Genomic DNA, 15022 nt, shown 5'->3' with positions numbered 1-15022 from the left:
TATTCTTAAACGACGGTTAAGACAAGAATCTTTTATAATCTTTTGGTAATCCTCTTTTTATATCACTGCTGTATAATTTAACCGATAGTACAACCAGATATATAATGTAAGCAATGAAAAACCAGTCGTGCCAGTTTAAAGAATCTCCCTTAATGAGATTTCTGGGTGGAGGTGAAGCAATACCAAGTTGCTGATGAATCTCAGGTATCAGGAACAGAGCAGGGCCCAATAACAATAATGGAATCAAGATCCATCCGTATAAATAGGTTTTCAAAATTTCACTCTTATCTAAGGGAAGTTTTTGAATGACCTGATAGTTAAACGTTTTTAGAGGAAGTGTTATTTCTCTTTTTATTTCTGCTCTCCAAAGCGGTACAAGCGGAAGGTACAGAAAGGTAAACCAGGAGGTCGCATGTACATGGCCCTGTTCGTCCGGTTGTGATACGCCGTTGAATCGGGTGCCTATGCCGTCTAATGTGCTCATAGGATTGTGTTTATTTATGTGTTTTGTACACGGTTATTTTTTATATAAGTCCTCAATGATTTGATACTCTTTATTTACAAAATGTTCAAGATATTTTATTGCTTTATCCAGATCGCATGACCAAAAATCATCGACTACCATTTTTTCCTTTTTTCCTAATAGACCAAATAGAATATTGACTTTTTTAGGTCTATAATACCACAATGAGAATTCGAGTTCTTTTTTAGTATTATAAATAGCCGTTAAACAAAAGCTTCTTCCATCTTCAATGCAGGTAAAATCCAAAGATGGACTGTAACACAATTCGTTTTGATGCATTGAATCAGCAAGTTCAACTTGTTCGATCCAAGGATATTTTTTAGCAATATCTAAGATCACATTTCCAGTGAGCGCACTATTTCTGTATTCTATATTTTTCTTGTTTGGATAACAGATGGAGTATTTGTATGTCATTTTAACAAGATGTTATATTGAAATCATTTGTATTATAAATTCTTCCTTAACTCAGTTTGCCTTGGGTGCTCTGTGTGCCACAGACCACGGTGAGGGTAGTTGTTTATTGGTATTGTTTTTCTTTACCAACGTAATCATTCCGAATGCAATGCTTACGAAACCTACGTAATAAATCATATTACGTGTCTTTTCAACGATTATATTTCTGTCAAATATCTCATCTGTCATATCCGGGTAGGGGATATTGATAAAGATCACATCAAATAAGAAACCAATGAATATGATGGCCAGCCCAATAAATAATAGTTGTTTGGGTTTGATATCAATTTTTAATTTTGAAAAAGCAATGAGTATGGGTATTGTATGAATGATGGTTATGTAGTAGTAAAGCCAGCTCCATTGCGTCCACCAAAGCCATATATGTATATCGATCATAATAACACCTGTATACACAATCGATGCAATGGCTGATAGGCGTTTGTTTGGTGTGGTACTCCATTCCTGGAGCAATAAATAAAATAAGGATGTTAATAAAAGCCAGTCGTCTATAGTTCTATAGGTAATTCCAAATTCAAAATCTTTGTACAGATACCTTGCCGCAGAATCTATGCCATCCCGTGTCATGAAATCAATGACCGCAAGCGCTGCTATACCAAAGAAAAAGGTATTGAGGTATTTGGAGTATTTGGTCATTTGTTGAGATTAGAAGTGCTTTTTGTCGGGCTTCTTGATTATAAATTCAGAAGAGCGGATTGTAAATTTGAAAAGCTATACATTATGTTTTTTTTCTGCTGCATGGAAGAAATAGCTGAACATTTTCCCAAGTTTGTAAATATTCTTAGTATCGAATTCGGCTTCTGTACCTTCAACTTTTTCTACTCCAATTTTATGTCTTAGGGTATTTAAAAATTTGTATTTGTGTCGATCTAATTTTTTAAGCTGTATTTTTGAATATTTATTAAAATTTAAACTTCTAAATCCATCTACCCAACAAATTTTGTTCTCAATTAGTTTGTAATTGTAAGGCCTTACTCTTCCAACAGACATACCATTCAATTTTTCAAGAGCAGATCGATAGATTGCATTGTTTCTACTTGTTTTATGCCGAAAATTTTCTTTAGAAATTCTTATTAAAATATTAGTAATAACTCTTTTTTGTTTATCTATTTCTTTTTTTAATGAACGCTTTCTAATTCTTATATTCCCGTTATAATCTATTTCATAGCCAACAAAGCCAATCCAAGGAAATGTATTATTTTCAATATTTAATTTGCCCCATCTATAGGGACCTTTGCTTTTGCAGTTCCAAAATTTTTTTAATGAGTGTTTGAAAGTTAAATTATAGCTCTTTTTTTTTCTAATTCTATAATTTGGAAAAATATTTTTAATTAATTTGTCGAATTTTAAATTTAATTGATTTAAGAATGAATGGTTTTTAAACCAATTAATTATGAAAATTGGAATAAGGTTTATTTTTGATGAGTAATTTTTATTCAGTGTATAAAAAGAAGATTCAAAAGGATGGCTGAATAATAGTAAATCATTTAAGATTGCTTTATAAATATTTATTGCCTCCTTACAAGAATTTTCATCAGTGTGCATTAAAATCATATCATCACAATATCTTACGTAGAAGAGATTGGAAATTAATTTTAATTTTTTGTCCGCTTTATCAAGCATAATATTGGCAATTAGTCCAGATAATGCACCTCCTTGCGGCACTCCAATATTTTGATTAATATTTTTTTTATAAAAATCGTTTTGTGAAATCTCTTTTTCAATCCAAGGAAATTTTCCATTTATAGGTTTTTTATTTGGGTGAAGATGCTGCTCCCAATATGATTTTTCAGATTCTTTTGATTTAACTACATCTTTAAAATTATAGCTATTTAAATACTCTTTAAAAATATACTTAGCATTTTTTATACTAGTACTGTTACAATTGCTTTGTGATTTTTCAAGTAAATTTTCAAATAGATTAAAACATAAATCATGATTAACTGTATCATAAAATTTTTTTATATCACATTCAGCTACAAATAAATCAACAGAAGAATTTTTAAGTTTGAAATCTATTATTTTATTAATTGCTAGGTGATGGTTTTTTTCTTCTTCATTTTTTTTTGCTCTAAAAGCAAGTGCACTATCTTCAAAATAATTATCTAATAAATTTGTTAAAAATTTATTAGATAAACTTATTACTATTCTGTCCATTAATAAAAATCTTGAAATAGGTCTACATTCAATTTTTTTATTTTTTTGAATATTATATTTAATTTTTGATTTGCTAGTTTCTTTAACTTCAGGTATGATATTAGGAGTGGTTATTTTGTAACTACAGTTATCAATTCCGTTTTCAATTTCTGATATGAATTTGTCTAGCTCTAATTGATACTTGTACTTTGATTTATTTTTTTCATGTCTTTTTATCGTATGAAATAAAATCTGCTTATTCTTATCATCTGTATTTATTTTTTTTAATTCATCTTTACCTGTTACAATGTTTTTACATTTAATATGTGTTTTGCTATTATGTGTTAGCCATTGTCTTCTACTTGGTAATAGTAGGTTAAGTTGTTTAATGATTTCTTCGTCATAATAATCATTTGATTTTTTCAAATGATTATCTTTATGAACAAGGTTGTTCAAAAGCTGTTTTTTATGTCTTTTACTTGAATATGAAATTCGAATTTTGCATAAGTATTTAATGATACTTTCTCTACTATAATATTCTTTGAATTCCATAAATTAATTAGAAAACGCGTTCAAGTGATACACCAAGGATTGCCCCTTGATGTACCCAACAAATCGTGCCATAATACAAAATGATGTGCTATAGTCAAGTACAGCCATTAAGGTTGTTCTACTTGCCGAAAGGAGGAACGTTTTATTTTTTAGTCCCATTACTGAACGCGTTTTTCTAATGTTTTTTGTTTGTAATTATATTTTTCTTTAACTAAATTTTTTATGAAATCGAATTTTATAAATCCAGCATTATTTTCATAGCAATACTCTAATAGTTTTAATTCTTTATTTTCATTATACTTATCTTGTTCTATCTGACATAAACTTAAAAAAAATAGCTTGCCTATTTCAAATGTAAATGTATTTGAAATAGAATAAGCAATTTTGTACCTAGTATCGTAGTCGCCTGTGATTACAGTTTTACTTTTTGTTAAGTAATTAATTATGTCTTTCATTTCTCTTTTATCAATTCCACTGTTTCTTTTAGAAGGATTGTATAAGGCATTATTTTTAGATTTATCATAAAGTTTAGTTTTAACTGCAATTTTAGTTGAAACTAACTTGTTTTCTTTTAAATCTGCCTCTTCAATTTGAAAATCATCAAACTGATCTTTTATAACTAGATTGAGATCATAAGATAAAAAACATAGTCTTGTAGTATCATTACCGCTTTTATCAAGTTCTATATTATGAGTAACTTCAAAGTAATTGTACAATTTGTAAAACGCACTTTTATGAGCATGATCAATATCTTTGATTTCAAAATTATAGTTTAAGTTTACAAGGCCTTTGATTCCAAAATTTGACGGAGATCGCCAGTATGAAAAAACATATTTATCTTTTGATAGTTTTTCCTCATATTCTGAAATTTGCTCGCTTGATAATTTGTCTATATCAATTACAACTAGGCTATTGTAAGTTAGCAATTTGTCTTTCTTTCTTTCAACGTCAAATGAACCACAAAATGTAATAGCCGGCAGTTGTAATTTTTCAGCACTATAATTTTCTTTGTTTTCGCACAAGTAAAGTTGTCTAAGTTTATTTACTTCATTTTGTATATAATTGCTTTTTATTAAGCGTAAAATTTCTTCGATTGTTAAATGCTTTGAAATTGGAGAAAAGGCATTAAGTTGAAATGAGGTTTTTCTTTCAAGTATGCTATTTGTATATCTCATTTTAACTTTTTTTGCTTTTAGAATGGCACAAATTTTATATCTAAGTCTAATATTATATACTGCCTTTGAATTAAAAATGAAAGGTGTTTAAAATCCCCAGCACTTAATATTAATTCTTTTAATCCTGAAAACAAATGATATATAAAAGAAAGACCCATACTTTCCAGCATGGGTCTTTATTAATTCTATATTGGTTGGTGACGCTCGGGTGAGGTACAATCTTATTTCATTATTCTGCCTCGCTAAACACCAACCAAGGCGTGTGTTCTTACTTTTTCCCTTTAGCGAAATCGTTTGCAGCTTTTACAAACTTCACAAAGATCGGGTGTGGGTTCTCTACCGTACTTTTTAATTCCGGGTGGAACTGGCTTCCGATAAAGAACGGATGGTCTCTTAATTCAACGATCTCAACCAGCTTTGTTTCCGGGTTGATACCTGTTGCAAGCATACCTTCTTTTTCGTACTGCTTCAAATATTTGTTGTTGAATTCATAACGGTGACGGTGACGCTCCATAATCTTAGACTTGCCATAGATCGCATGTGCCTTCGAGCCTTTTACCAACTCACATGGATACGCGCCCAAACGCATGGTACCACCTTTCATGGTAACATCTTTCTGAGACTCCATCATGTTGATCACCGGATGCGAAGTTTCTTTATTCATCTCCGTAGAGCTTGCATCTTTATAGCCCAATACATTGCGTGCAAATTCGATCACTGCACATTGCATACCCAAACAGATCCCGAAGAACGGAATGTTGTTCTCACGTGCAAATTGTACGGCAGCAATTTTACCTTCCAGTCCGCGCTCGCCGAAACCCGGTGCTACCAGGATACCGTCTGCAAACCCAAGGAACTGCTGTACACTATCTTTCTGTAATTGCTCGGAAGAGATCCAACGGATCTTCACTTTGCATTCGTTCATAGCGCCTGCATGAATGAAGGCTTCTGAAATGGATTTATATGCATCCGGAAGTTCTACATATTTCCCTACAAGGGCGATGTTTATTTCCGATAATGGATTCTTCAGTTTACCTAAAAATACTTTCCATGTTTCAAGATCGGGTTCGCTTTTGTTCGGCAACTTCAATTTCGCCAATACACGTTCGTCGAGCTTTTCTTTTTTCATCAGCAACGGCACATCGTAGATCGTTTCTGCATCGATGGATTCGATCACAGAATTGATGTTTACATTACAGAATAAAGCTATTTTTTTACGCAACTCAGGCGGCAACGGATGCTCGGTTCTACAAACAAGAATATCCGGGTGAATTCCTGTTTCCGATAATTGTTTAACGGAGTGCTGAGTAGGTTTTGTTTTTAATTCTTTGGCTGCATTCAAATACGGCACCAGTGTTAAGTGGATCACCAACGTTTCAGTCGGACCCATTTCCCAACGGAACTGACGAACGGCTTCTAAGAAAGGAAGGGATTCGATATCACCTACACAACCACCGATCTCAGTAATTACAATATCGTATTTGCCGGATTCGCCCAGCAATTGAATGTTGCGTTTGATCTCGTCGGTAATGTGCGGCACAATCTGTACCGTCTTGCCTAAGAATGCGCCTTGACGCTCTTTGGTAATAACGGTATTGTAAATTCTACCTGTGGTAACGTTGTTTGCCTGGGATGTAGGCGTGCTCAAGAAACGCTCGTAATGTCCAAGATCCAGATCGGTTTCTGCACCATCGTCCGTGACATAGCATTCGCCATGTTCGTATGGATTCAATGTACCCGGGTCGATGTTCAGGTATGGATCAAATTTTTGGATGGTGACAGAAAAACCTCTTGCTTGAAGAAGTTTGGCGAGAGAAGCGGCTACAATGCCTTTTCCGAGTGATGAAGTAACCCCGCCGGTTACGAAAATATATTTAGTTGCAGACATAATCCCGTTTTTGACTTACGGGATACAAAGTTAACTAAAACTGGGTATTTTTCTAGTGGTGGGGATAAGAATTGTCTGAACATGTCTGAACCGCTGATTAAGCTGATGTAAATGATTTATTTGATTTTGGACGGAATAGCCTATTTTCGATTCAATTTTTATAATTCATTAAGAATAAAGGAGTCATAAAAAATAAAGGATTTATAGATTTATCCAGGAATGTTAAAATAGAGATTAAAGGAATTGATATTCACTATCATGTTAAATCATTTACATCAGCTTAATCAGCGGTTCAGACAATTTTTCATCATATAAATCAGGTTAATCAGTGGTTCAGACAATGAGGATGCTAATCTAAGTTGGAATTTGCAATTTATATAACGTGTTTTGCAGTATGAATCTGAAAGCGTCGATTGAGAATAATGTTCATATATGTGCGGTGGCCGCGGCTGCCGATGAACTTGGTCTTGAGACATATATTGTAGGTGGGTACGTGCGTGATCTGATCATGGGGCGCGAAAATAAGGACATTGATTTTGTTTGTCTGGGCAGCGGAATTGATCTGGCAAAAAAGGTGGCAGCGGGTATGGGCAAGGATACGCCCGTGCATATTTTTAAAACCTTTGGTACGGCCATGATCAATGCGGCCGATACGGAACTGGAATTTGTGGGTGCCCGTAAGGAGTCCTACGATTTCAATTCGCGCAAACCTACGGTAGAGAGCGGTACACTGCAGGACGATCAGTTAAGAAGAGATTTTACGATCAACGCCTTGGCTATCTGTTTGAATAAGGACCGTTTCGGCGAGCTGGTTGATCCCTTTGACGGCGTAGGTGATATTAAGCGTAAAATTATTAAAACGCCGCAGGATGCCTTATTGACCTTCTCTGACGATCCGTTGCGTATGATCCGTGCGATCCGTTTTGCCACGCAATTAAATTTTGATATTGATGGGGCGACCTTTCAGGCAATCACGACGAATAAAGATCGTTTGAGCATTGTTTCGATGGAGCGTGTGTCTCAGGAATTAAATAAGATCATTGCAGCGAAAACGCCTTCTTATGGCTTTAAGTTGTTATACATATCGGGTGTATTAAAAGATATTTTCCCGGAATTTGTTGCCTTGCAAGGCGTAGAATCCATCGATAATAAATCACACAAAGATAATTTCTATCACACCTTACAGGTATTGGATAACGTTGCAAAAGTATCGGACGATCTGTGGCTGCGTTGGGCTGCCATTCTGCATGATATTGCAAAACCTGCAACCAAACGTTTTGTAGATAAGATCGGGTGGACCTTTCACGGTCATGAAGACAGAGGTGCACGTATGGTGCCGGGTATTTTCAGAAAGCTGCGTTTGCCTTTAAATGAAAAAATGGATATGGTTGCGAAACTGGTGCGTTTGCATTTACGTCCGATCTCATTGGTGAAAGATGAGGTGACAGATTCGGCAGTGCGCCGTTTGATGTTTGAAGCTGGCGAACATTTTTCTGATCTGATGATTTTATGTCGCGCCGATGTGACTTCAAAAAATAACAACAAAGTAAAACGTTACTTAGAGAATTTTGATAAGGTAGAACGTAAGGTTGTTGAAGTAGAAGAGAAAGATCAGCAGCGGATGTTCCAGCCGGTAGTGGGCGGAGAAGAGATCATGAAGACCTTCGATCTCAAGCCGAGCAAAGTAATAGGTGATATCAAAGCCGATTTGATCGAAGCGATCTTAGAAGGCGATGTGCAGAATGAGTATGAGACGTTGTTTCCGTTTATGGTAGAGCTGGCTCAAACCAAGTATGGGCTGGTGAAACCTGAGTAAGTGGTCAGTGGTCAGTCGGGTAATACGTTTTAAGTTCTAAGTTTTAAGAATGGTGACCGATAGCATTTTTTAAAACTTAAAACATATTACTTAGAACTCGCTTTTTAATAATGAAAACATTGTCATATCATAATGCTTCTCGTTCCAATACATCCAATCTCTTAGAATACCTTCGTTTTTAAAATTCAGTTTGTTAAGTACTTTTTCTGAACCAATATTTCCTTGCATTACTTCTGCTTCAATTCTATTTACCTGCAATTGTTCAAAGCCAAATTCAATAACTTTTTGTAATGCTTCAGTCGCATAGCCTTTGTTCCAATGCAGTGTTTGAAGATCGTAGCCGATAGTTGCTTTGTGATTGGTTGTATAAGAATTATATCCTATCGTTCCAATAATATTGTTTGTTCCTTTTAAAGCAATCCCCCAACGAATTCCTGTTTGATTTGTAAAACGTGTTTGAAATAAATCAATCAGGCGCTGTCCTTCGGATTCGTTTTGGAAAGGCAGTAAGTTATAAAAACGTACAACTTGTGCATCACCAAATAAAGTAAATAAATCCGACAAGTGATTTTGCGTGATTTCAATCAGATCTAAACGGTCGGTATGTAAGGTTGGAAACATGAGCAAGTGGTCAGTATACAGTGGTCAGTCGGGTAATATGTTTTACGTTCTAAGTTCTAAGAATGGTGACCGTTAGCATTTCTTAAAACTTAAAACCTATTACTTAGAACATTTTTTATTTTCTGCAAGAGGTGGACAAATTGATATCTGGCTTGCCAGTACTCCGAAGGCTTTATGTTTGCTGAGTATTACGCTTGAGCGCATTAGAATGATGGCGCGCTCTTTGTCTTCCTTTAGATGTTCCATGCTTAGAACATTGATTTTTGTTGTACCCGTATCTGCATATTTGTCGTGAATAGATCGGATGACCTCCATGTTAGTTGCATACATTTTTAATAAGGCATCGAAATCATCTTTCGCCAGATTGATCGAATCCGTAGCCGATAAAAAATCTTTGCCGGCATTGCGCAAGGAAGTTAGTTCAACACAAAATGATTCTTCTTTATGTTGGTTGCAAAAATTTCTGTAAATATAATTTTCATTATCCGTGTTCTCTTTATTTAAAGCAACCGTATTTTCAGACAACAGTGAATATGTTTCAATTTCTGTTTCATTTTTTTTCGTGCATGAAACGATGGCGATGAGTATTAATGGAAGTAGTTTTTTCATAATTATATTTGATGTAGCAAAATTGTAATATGTTATAAGTAATATGTTTTAAGAATGATAATCGTTAGTGTTTCTTAAAACTTAAAACCTATTACTTAAGACTTCTTACTTAGGGCCGAAGAATACAACGATTGTATAGATAATAGAAACACCGAGTAATATCAAACCGCCTTTTTTAAACAAAGATTTTTTCTTGTGGTAGGAGGCATCCTGCTTTTGAATCAGAATGTCGGGAAAAGCAAGGAATATGATTCCTGCAGCAAGTGGAATAAAAATATCGATGTAGCTCATAGTTCTTTTTTTTCTTAAAGATGTAATATGTTCTAAGAATGAAGATCGTTAGAATTTCTTAAAACGTAAAACGTATTACTTAAAACTTATACTTCATACAACTCCAACGGCAATCCATCCGGATCTGCGAAGAATGTAAAACGTTTATTGGTTAAGGTATCTACACGAATTGGTTCGCAGACTACACCTTTGCTTGTTAAATGTTCAATTGATTTTTCAATATTGTCTACGGAAAAGGCGAGGTGTCTTAAACCGCAGGCCTCTGGTCCGCTTGGACGTGCAGGTGGATTCGGGAATGAAAACAGTTCAATGATATACGTTCCGTTTATAGCTAAATCTAATTTATAGGAATTCCGTTCGGCTCGTAGTGTTTCTTTTACAATCGTACAACCCAATACTTCTGTATAGAAGGTTTTGCTGCGTTCGTAATCGGAGCAGATGATGGCAATGTGGTGGACGTGTTTTAGACCTAACATATTCGTAAAATTTGGTATAATATACGTATCTTTTAATAGGTTCTTTTCAATCTAATGGAATTTAAACTTTCTTTGATCTCGTTTGTTTACTTAGATGTTAACACAAAAATCAGTTTATGAAAAATATTCTATCCACTATATTCAGTATCCTTTTTATCGCTTCTGCTTTCGGACAGCAAACGATGGATTATAAATCCTTTGCTGAAGCCAGTGATAAGATGAATAAAAAAGGTATGATCGCTTTGACTACCTTTGCGTCTGCAAACATTATTGGCAGCGGGATTGGTTTATTCGTTACCGAATCAAATACTGAGGCGCATCATTTTCATTCCATGAATCTTGCCTGGAACGTGTTTGATTTAGGTTTGGGTATCGGTGGAATTTTTACAAAAAGAATCGGTCTTATAGAATCTTCTGAATTTGGTTTGAAAAAACATATGAGCAAACAAAAAACCTTTTTGTTCAATTGCGGACTTGATATAGCTTATGTCGTAGCAGGTTTGTACATGACAGAGCGTTCTTACCGCTCAGATGACCCGGCATTATGGAATGGCTTAGGCAAAGGTGTTATGTATAATGGGGCATGTTTGTTTTTATTTGATGGGATTATGTACGGATTGAATAATCGACTTACCAACAAGTTTCTGAGTGGAAAACCTCAGTTAACAATTTTGCCTAATCCAGCAATGCCGGGTTTGTATGTAAAAATGGTGTTTTAATTAGTCTCTTCTCTTTTAGTTGGAGAATGATTTTTTATTCATAGTATTTGTGTTCGTATAATTAAAAAATAGTAGACGCATCAGCGTAATCATATAAATCAGCGGTTCAGACACACTTCAAAATACCACAACTTCAGCAAATCCATATAGAACATAGAAGGAGTGGAACTCAGCAGATTTTTTTCAATAGTGGGAATCCATGGATTGATGCACGAAGTTGCCAGGCCGTTTAGTTTTAATTTCGCTAATCTGCTGTGCAATTTAATTAATTTTGTTTTAGCAGGAAGTTTGTTTTGTTTGTACAGATCAACCAGGGTTTCGATCGACTGTTTTATTTTTGCTAAAAAAACTTCGTTGGTGTCAAGTCCTTCGTGGTACACAAAATTGTCGATATGTACAATGTTTATGCCGCTTGCAGCCAATGTCATTCCCAACAACGTATCTTCATGTCCATACTTTTGTATGCTATCATCTAATGGGAATTTGTACAAGACTTCTTTGCGGATCAGTAAATTATTTAACGTAAACGTATCAAAGGGATTTTGATTTCTTGTTGCTGCAGAAAGTTCTTCGCGTGCAATCCCGTATGCCCAACGCAAATGTTTATCGGGAGCAGGAATGTTTTTCTTATATGCTGTTCCTCCGCAAATACAAGTGTTAACCGTTGTAAGGAAAGGGAGGTATGTTTGTAAATAATTCTCTTCACAGGGAATAGTATCTACATCTAAAAAAAGCAGCCATTCGTACGAAGCTTTTTTGATCAGTTCGTTGCGAATGCCAGCACGACCTATATTGTTATCTACGCGATAAATATGAAGATTGGCGATCTGCTCTGCAGAAGGTTTCCAGCTGCTGTAACTTTCGAAACTGCTGGCGTCATCAAAGACAATGATCTCAAAGGGAATGCCTAATGAAGCACATTGTTTGTGCAACGTTGTTACTAAGGTTGTAGGATTATATTCGTGAACAGGAATTAAGATCGACAGGCCTTTCATTACGCATGTGTTCCGTGCTCGATCACTTTTTTATCGGCAACGCGTAAGGTACGTGCCGGATATTTTAATAAGAACTGGTGATTGTGTGTTGCCATCAATACAGCTGTTCCACTTCGATTGATCTCAAAAAATAAATTTAAAATTTCTTCGGCAACTTCCGGATCTAAGTTTCCTGTAGGCTCATCTGCTAATAATACAACCGGTTCGTTCAACAAGGCACGTGCAATAACAACACGCTGCTGCTCACCTCCGGATAGCTGATGCGGCATTTTATTCATGGAACTGGTAAGTCCAACACGCATCAATACATCGTTCAATCTGTTTTTTATTTTTGCAGAATCTTTCCATCCCGTTGCTTTCATGACAAAGATGAGATTATCTGCTACCGTACGATCGTTCAGTAATTGAAAGTCCTGAAAGATGATCCCGATCTTTCTTCGTAGATAAGGAATTTTTTTGCGTTTGATCGTTTCTACTGAAAAGCCCGCTACAGTAACCTTGCCTTTCGGTTGAGCAAGATCGGCATACAATGTTTTCAATAGGGAAGATTTGCCGCAGCCCGTTCTACCTATCAAATACACAAATTCACCTTTGTTCATTTTGAATGAAACATTGTCTAATACCAATTCGTCTTCTTGAAAAATATCAGCGTTTACTAATTCTAATACAGGTTCATCAGATAGGATAGACATAGATCTGTTAGGCAAGGGTGAATTTTTGTAGTTTTCCGAAAGGCAGATCAGCAATCAGTTGAAGAAAGGATTCTTCTTTGCCTTCGAGTCCCAATTTCTTTAATATTTTTAATGGACGGTCTGCTCTGAAATACGCTACCAATACCATCTTCTCATCTCTTAATTGAATGTAATCCGGAATCTTCGCTTTGCCTTTTACTTTGATAATAAACATATCAGAGCCCGGCGTTGTTTGTACGAATATATCTTCTTCCATGAGTGTGTATTCAAAAGAATGGTGTTCCCACGAAGTTACTTCATAGAAACACCATTAACAATAGTTGTTAGATGAAATTAACCGTTCACTTTTTTGTGATCTGCTAAGAACTTCGCCAAACCGCTATCAGTAAGCGGGTGGTTCAATAAAGCAGTGATCACATTCAACGGACAAGTCACAACATCCGCACCTACTTCTGCACAACTGATCAGGTGCATCGTATGACGAACGGAAGCAGCTAATACTTCTGTTTGATAATCGTAATTTCTATAGATGCCCACGATCTGCGCGATCAATTCCATACCGTCCTGAGAGATATCATCCAAACGACCGATGAACGGAGATACATAGGTTGCACCTGCTTTGGCAGCAAGCAATGCTTGTCCGGCAGAGAATACCAATGTACAGTTCGTACGGATACCTTTTTGAGAAAAATATTTAATGGCTTTGATGCCATCTTTGATCATCGGTATTTTAACAACAATTTTCGGGTCGATCGTGATCAGTTCTTCACCTTCTTCGATCATGCCTTTAAAATCCGTTGCAATAACTTCTGCACTTACATCACCATCTACAATGTCGCAGATCGCTTTATAATGTTTGTATACATTGTTTTTTCCTGAGATACCTTCTTTGGCCATTAAAGAAGGATTTGTTGTAACACCATCTAAAATGCCAAGTTCCTGCGCTTCTCTGATTTCATTAAGATTGGCTGTGTCAATAAAGAATTTCATATGTAATAACGATTGTTTTAAATGTATTCGGTTAATGCGGATAAAATGTTACACTATTTTCAAAACTACTGATTTTAGACATAGTAATACATGCTAAGATCAAAGTTATACGGAAGATAATAAATAATTTGATTGGTAAGATAAGAACAGAAATTGACTTAAAGAAGAGAGAAAAATAAAAAGGCAAACTGAATATCGCACCGCTACAACCACTTATCCTTGCTTCCTTCCGGACCTGGGGAGGTTCACAGGAGCTGGTCGTACCAGTCTGCCGTTACAAATGTAAGCAAATTAACTTAGGATGCAAAATTTAAAATATACCCGTAAAATTAATTTGAGCCCTTTAAATTTTTAATAAATGCCAATCCAAGGTAGGGACGGATGGATTTTGTATTGTTGAAGGAAGAATTAAATTCGTTTGTCATTGAAAGATAAAGCATTGCTTGAGGTGCCACCAGCCAACTATCCGATAAAGGAAATTCGTAACGTAGGCTTGTATTGATGCCAAAATTGAAAATCTGATTGACTTTTTTTGAATTATTATCGATGGTTGAGCTTGAACTGGTAGATGGATTTGGACCGTTAGGTGTATAATACCATGAAGACTGGTTGCCGCTTTGTTGCGAATGGATCAAAAAATTAAATTCAGTTCCGATACTCAACTTTAATTTATGAAAGAAAGTTGCATTGAGAGGATATATGCCCAAACCCAACATGTCTTTTTGAGTATGAATGTTATAAGCATTGCCACCTCCCATACTCGAGGAGTTATAGCTGACTCCGCCTGTATAGTGGTCGTATTTCAACGTGAATTTTAAAGGCAGGTCGTCAATTTTAATGTCATCAATGCCTATGCTGAATGTATAACCATAACCATTTTTATAATCTTCAGTTGTATTTGGGTCGGTATTAGAGCCTATTTTAGTATAAAAGTGATTGTAATTAACAGCTGCAATACATTCAATTCGTTGGGCAAAAAGAGTTGTATTTAGAGTAATAGAAAATAAAATCAATGAAAAGTAACGTTTCATAAAGCAGTTGATTAATGATTTAAGTTAAATTTTTTTT

17 protein-coding genes and 1 other RNA gene are annotated in these 15022 nt (G+C 35.3%); 2 read left to right on the top strand and 16 right to left on the bottom strand.

What is annotated here, in order from left to right; translation table 11 throughout:
• Positions 1 to 16: 16 nt before the first annotated feature.
• The 6 genes from A3EE_RS0104310 to A3EE_RS0104285 all read right to left on the bottom strand — a co-directional run bounded on the left by A3EE_RS0104310 (position 17) and on the right by A3EE_RS0104285 (position 6745).
• Positions 17 to 484 (bottom strand): hypothetical protein, encoded by a 468-nt coding sequence (locus tag A3EE_RS0104310; protein WP_018342209.1) that lies wholly within the window; start codon positions 482 to 484, stop codon positions 17 to 19.
• 33 nt (positions 485 to 517) lie between these two features.
• A complete protein-coding gene (locus A3EE_RS0104305) occupies positions 518 to 937 on the bottom strand; it encodes a hypothetical protein (RefSeq protein ID WP_018342208.1) in 420 nt (139 codons plus the stop codon).
• A gap of 51 nt (positions 938 to 988) precedes the next feature.
• Positions 989 to 1630 (bottom strand): hypothetical protein, encoded by a 642-nt coding sequence (locus A3EE_RS0104300; RefSeq protein WP_026209589.1) that lies wholly within the window; start codon positions 1628 to 1630, stop codon positions 989 to 991.
• 75 nt (positions 1631 to 1705) lie between these two features.
• The gene (locus A3EE_RS0104295) at positions 1706 to 3682 is read right to left on the bottom strand and encodes a reverse transcriptase domain-containing protein (RefSeq protein ID WP_018342206.1); all 1977 of its coding nucleotides are present in this window, start codon (positions 3680 to 3682) and stop codon (positions 1706 to 1708) included.
• Positions 3683 to 3840: 158 nt separating this feature from the next.
• Complete coding sequence (locus A3EE_RS0104290) at positions 3841 to 4857, bottom strand: BT4734/BF3469 family protein (RefSeq protein WP_018342205.1); 1017 nt, start codon at positions 4855 to 4857, stop codon at positions 3841 to 3843.
• Positions 4858 to 5125: 268 nt separating this feature from the next.
• Complete coding sequence (locus tag A3EE_RS0104285; protein ID WP_018342204.1) at positions 5126 to 6745, bottom strand: CTP synthase; 1620 nt, start codon at positions 6743 to 6745, stop codon at positions 5126 to 5128.
• Positions 6746 to 7139: 394 nt separating this feature from the next.
• On the opposite strand from A3EE_RS0104285, the gene A3EE_RS0104280 reads away from it, so the two are divergent.
• The gene (locus A3EE_RS0104280) at positions 7140 to 8561 is read left to right on the top strand and encodes a CCA tRNA nucleotidyltransferase (protein WP_018342203.1); all 1422 of its coding nucleotides are present in this window, start codon (positions 7140 to 7142) and stop codon (positions 8559 to 8561) included.
• Between the two features lie 90 nt (positions 8562 to 8651).
• Here the strand turns inward: A3EE_RS0104280 and A3EE_RS0104275 are convergent, their stop codons facing one another.
• The 4 genes from A3EE_RS0104275 to A3EE_RS0104260 form a co-directional block, all read right to left on the bottom strand.
• The gene (locus A3EE_RS0104275) at positions 8652 to 9182 is read right to left on the bottom strand and encodes a GNAT family N-acetyltransferase (RefSeq protein ID WP_018342202.1); all 531 of its coding nucleotides are present in this window, start codon (positions 9180 to 9182) and stop codon (positions 8652 to 8654) included.
• Between the two features lie 99 nt (positions 9183 to 9281).
• Positions 9282 to 9791 carry a hypothetical protein gene (locus A3EE_RS0104270; RefSeq protein WP_018342201.1) on the bottom strand — a complete coding sequence of 170 codons (510 nt, stop codon included), beginning with the start codon at positions 9789 to 9791 and terminating at the stop codon, positions 9282 to 9284.
• 105 nt (positions 9792 to 9896) lie between these two features.
• Positions 9897 to 10082 (bottom strand): hypothetical protein, encoded by a 186-nt coding sequence (locus tag A3EE_RS0104265; protein ID WP_018342200.1) that lies wholly within the window; start codon positions 10080 to 10082, stop codon positions 9897 to 9899.
• 86 nt (positions 10083 to 10168) lie between these two features.
• Positions 10169 to 10558, bottom strand: coding sequence for a VOC family protein (locus tag A3EE_RS0104260; RefSeq protein WP_018342199.1), 390 nt, complete (start codon positions 10556 to 10558; stop codon positions 10169 to 10171).
• A gap of 116 nt (positions 10559 to 10674) precedes the next feature.
• On the opposite strand from A3EE_RS0104260, the gene A3EE_RS0104255 reads away from it, so the two are divergent.
• The gene (locus A3EE_RS0104255) at positions 10675 to 11277 is read left to right on the top strand and encodes a DUF6992 family protein (RefSeq protein ID WP_157446883.1); all 603 of its coding nucleotides are present in this window, start codon (positions 10675 to 10677) and stop codon (positions 11275 to 11277) included.
• Between the two features lie 98 nt (positions 11278 to 11375).
• Here the strand turns inward: A3EE_RS0104255 and A3EE_RS0104250 are convergent, their stop codons facing one another.
• The 6 genes from A3EE_RS0104250 to A3EE_RS0104230 form a co-directional block, all read right to left on the bottom strand.
• The gene (locus A3EE_RS0104250) at positions 11376 to 12272 is read right to left on the bottom strand and encodes a glycosyltransferase family 2 protein (RefSeq protein ID WP_018342197.1); all 897 of its coding nucleotides are present in this window, start codon (positions 12270 to 12272) and stop codon (positions 11376 to 11378) included.
• The gene (locus A3EE_RS0104245; protein ID WP_018342196.1) at positions 12272 to 12964 is read right to left on the bottom strand and encodes a cell division ATP-binding protein FtsE; all 693 of its coding nucleotides are present in this window, start codon (positions 12962 to 12964) and stop codon (positions 12272 to 12274) included. Before A3EE_RS0104245 ends, A3EE_RS0104250 begins: the two co-directional genes overlap by 1 nt.
• A gap of 7 nt (positions 12965 to 12971) precedes the next feature.
• Positions 12972 to 13178, bottom strand: coding sequence for a hypothetical protein (locus A3EE_RS0104240; protein WP_026209587.1), 207 nt, complete (start codon positions 13176 to 13178; stop codon positions 12972 to 12974).
• 119 nt (positions 13179 to 13297) lie between these two features.
• Positions 13298 to 13954, bottom strand: coding sequence for a fructose-6-phosphate aldolase (fsa, locus tag A3EE_RS0104235; protein ID WP_018342194.1), 657 nt, complete (start codon positions 13952 to 13954; stop codon positions 13298 to 13300).
• A gap of 179 nt (positions 13955 to 14133) precedes the next feature.
• Positions 14134 to 14227, bottom strand: an RNA gene (ffs, locus tag A3EE_RS21595) — signal recognition particle sRNA small type.
• A 56-nt stretch (positions 14228 to 14283) separates the two neighbouring features.
• The gene (locus tag A3EE_RS0104230; RefSeq protein WP_018342193.1) at positions 14284 to 14985 is read right to left on the bottom strand and encodes a hypothetical protein; all 702 of its coding nucleotides are present in this window, start codon (positions 14983 to 14985) and stop codon (positions 14284 to 14286) included.
• Positions 14986 to 15022 lie beyond the last annotated feature (37 nt).

The organism is Cytophaga aurantiaca DSM 3654, assembly GCF_000379725.1.
GTDB lineage: Bacteria > Bacteroidota > Bacteroidia > Cytophagales > Cytophagaceae > Cytophaga > Cytophaga aurantiaca.
The sequence above is the reverse complement of the archived record's forward strand: the minus strand, read 5'-3'. Positions and strand labels throughout refer to the sequence as shown.

Coding starts and splice junctions, on each gene's coding strand:
- A3EE_RS0104310 (WP_018342209.1), bottom strand. CDS start 484: ATGAGCACATTAGACGGCATAGGCACCCGATTCAACGGCGTATCACAA.
- A3EE_RS0104305 (WP_018342208.1), bottom strand. CDS start 937: ATGACATACAAATACTCCATCTGTTATCCAAACAAGAAAAATATAGAA.
- A3EE_RS0104300 (WP_026209589.1), bottom strand. CDS start 1,630: ATGACCAAATACTCCAAATACCTCAATACCTTTTTCTTTGGTATAGCA.
- A3EE_RS0104295 (WP_018342206.1), bottom strand. CDS start 3,682: ATGGAATTCAAAGAATATTATAGTAGAGAAAGTATCATTAAATACTTA.
- A3EE_RS0104290 (WP_018342205.1), bottom strand. CDS start 4,857: ATGAGATATACAAATAGCATACTTGAAAGAAAAACCTCATTTCAACTT.
- A3EE_RS0104285 (WP_018342204.1), bottom strand. CDS start 6,745: ATGTCTGCAACTAAATATATTTTCGTAACCGGCGGGGTTACTTCATCA.
- A3EE_RS0104280 (WP_018342203.1), top strand. CDS start 7,140: ATGAATCTGAAAGCGTCGATTGAGAATAATGTTCATATATGTGCGGTG.
- A3EE_RS0104275 (WP_018342202.1), bottom strand. CDS start 9,182: ATGTTTCCAACCTTACATACCGACCGTTTAGATCTGATTGAAATCACG.
- A3EE_RS0104270 (WP_018342201.1), bottom strand. CDS start 9,791: ATGAAAAAACTACTTCCATTAATACTCATCGCCATCGTTTCATGCACG.
- A3EE_RS0104265 (WP_018342200.1), bottom strand. CDS start 10,082: ATGAGCTACATCGATATTTTTATTCCACTTGCTGCAGGAATCATATTC.
- A3EE_RS0104260 (WP_018342199.1), bottom strand. CDS start 10,558: ATGTTAGGTCTAAAACACGTCCACCACATTGCCATCATCTGCTCCGAT.
- A3EE_RS0104255 (WP_157446883.1), top strand. CDS start 10,675: ATGAAAAATATTCTATCCACTATATTCAGTATCCTTTTTATCGCTTCT.
- A3EE_RS0104250 (WP_018342197.1), bottom strand. CDS start 12,272: ATGAAAGGCCTGTCGATCTTAATTCCTGTTCACGAATATAATCCTACA.
- A3EE_RS0104245 (WP_018342196.1), bottom strand. CDS start 12,964: ATGTCTATCCTATCTGATGAACCTGTATTAGAATTAGTAAACGCTGAT.
- A3EE_RS0104240 (WP_026209587.1), bottom strand. CDS start 13,178: ATGTTTATTATCAAAGTAAAAGGCAAAGCGAAGATTCCGGATTACATT.
- fsa (WP_018342194.1), bottom strand. CDS start 13,954: ATGAAATTCTTTATTGACACAGCCAATCTTAATGAAATCAGAGAAGCG.
- A3EE_RS0104230 (WP_018342193.1), bottom strand. CDS start 14,985: ATGAAACGTTACTTTTCATTGATTTTATTTTCTATTACTCTAAATACA.